We start from the raw sequence: 1376 nt of genomic DNA on the forward strand, positions 1-1376 counted from the left end.
GGCGCTAACTTAGGGCACGAGCGTTATCCTTGCTGCGGCGGATTGGCTTTTTCGTCGCCTCGGTGGATCGCAGACGTGGCGAATGATTTCGGCAAAGCGCGCCACGATTTTTCCCGGCCGCATCAGGACCAGTATGGCGTTGAGGATTGCAGGACGCAGGAGACTATGCAGCCTCCAAAGGGACAGCGATTGCGCTGTGGGTGGTTTCATCTTCACAGGGGGGAGAGTCGAGAACGTCGGTGACGGCCTCGTCGATCATCAGCGCCAGGATCAGATGGGCTGTTAGCCAGCTTCGAGCGAGCCGCTCATCGCGTGCGGGAAGCTTATGGATACCCATTCCACTCTTGAGCCGCTTGAAGGCGAGTTCGACTTGCCAGCGCAGCCGATAGGTTTGCAGAACCTCGTCGGCCGCCAATTCATCGGCTGGGACCGACGTCAGCAGCATGACGAAGCCTGCTGCGGTGAGGGTCATCGGGTGCAGCCTCTTGCTGCCACGTCGCTGATGCCCTCGCCTTGCCGCCTTCTGTGCTTTTTGCGTGGCCTCCTCATCCTTGCGCTTGACGATGAGCCTCGCCGGCAAGAGCGGCTTGCCTCGGCCCTTGCTTGTGCGGCCTGAATGCTCCAGGAGCACGCTCATCTCGCAAACTTCACCGGGCTGCAAGGGCTCAAAGATGGCGTTCCAGTCGACCCGTTGCCCTTCGGGCGTGGTCAGCCGAACACTGTTCCAGCCCGTGCGCACGATGAAGTCGCCGCCCGCCGCCACCACCTTTTCAAGGGACGGGGTACGAGCGTAGGCGCGATCGCCAACAACGATGTCGCCTTGGCGAAGCGGAACACGAAAAAAGCCTTCACCGCCGCGAGCGTCGCTAATCTCCAGATGCGTGAACCGCGCAAGCGCAGGTTCGTAGGTGGCGTGCAGCCGCCAGTCCGTGCCGGCACTGCCGGGGTGCGAGATCGAACTGCCATCGACGACGCGCAGCCGACGCCCCGTCGCCGCAGTACTTTTGACACAAGCGTTTTCCAGCAAGGCGCCTGCGATGCAGCCAAGCCAATCGGCCGCTCCACGCAAGCGCTTCAAAAGAGCAACATCGGAAAGGCTCGCAACGTCGTTCATCCCGGCCCAGGCGGCCGCCGAGCGTAGGCTCATCCCGCCGGGGCCATAGGCCAAGGCCAGACGCAGCAATGTCGCTGCGTCCGCAACATTGCGACGACGTACCAGCGCTCCCGTCGCTCGCGCCGTCGTGTCAAGATCAACACATTGCGACAGTCTCGAGATCAGAGCCTGCCAGTCGCTTTCAATGGAATCATTCCTTTGCATCTGGCCTAGGAATCACATCTCGATTCCACCAGTCTACCCCTAAGTTAGCGCCTATGGG

At 61.6% G+C, this 1376-nt stretch carries 1 protein-coding gene; it reads right to left on the bottom strand.

Features of this window, described 5'->3' with window-relative positions; all coding sequences use genetic code 11:
* Positions 1–163: 163 nt before the first annotated feature.
* The gene (locus NMG80_RS01320; RefSeq protein WP_254016462.1) at positions 164–1318 is read right to left on the bottom strand and encodes an IS4 family transposase; all 1155 of its coding nucleotides are present in this window, start codon (positions 1316–1318) and stop codon (positions 164–166) included.
* Positions 1319–1376 lie beyond the last annotated feature (58 nt).

The sequence above is a fragment of the Mesorhizobium escarrei genome (assembly GCF_935825525.1).
Classification (GTDB): Bacteria; Pseudomonadota; Alphaproteobacteria; order Rhizobiales; family Rhizobiaceae; genus Mesorhizobium; species Mesorhizobium escarrei.